1 pseudogene is annotated in these 251 nt (G+C 40.2%); it reads right to left on the bottom strand.

What is annotated here, in order from left to right:
• Positions 1-251 (bottom strand): annotated as a pseudogene (locus CDOM16190_RS10555) (hypothetical protein); the annotation flags it as partial.

Below are 251 nucleotides of genomic sequence, written 5' to 3'. Positions count from 1 at the left end.
TTGCTTGCTTTGATAGGCTGCTCTCTGCTTGGGTCGTTGGGGTCTGTAAAGCCGTATTTTAGGTTAATTATGTCTTTAAAGGCGTCTATTCTGTTCTGGTCTGCCTTGTAGTAATATGGCGTTAAGCTCTTTAAACTCTCAAGCTCAATTCGTGGGATTACGAAATTTAGCTCTAAATTTTGCTTGTCCGTATGCTCTACCCAAAGGATTTTATAGTTTTTATCTCGTTCAAGTCCTGCTAAAAGCACCCT

Origin of the sequence: Campylobacter sp. RM16190 (assembly GCF_012978835.1) — a bacterium.
Taxonomy (GTDB): domain Bacteria; phylum Campylobacterota; class Campylobacteria; order Campylobacterales; family Campylobacteraceae; genus Campylobacter_A.
This window is presented reverse-complemented; position numbering and strand designations above follow the sequence as displayed.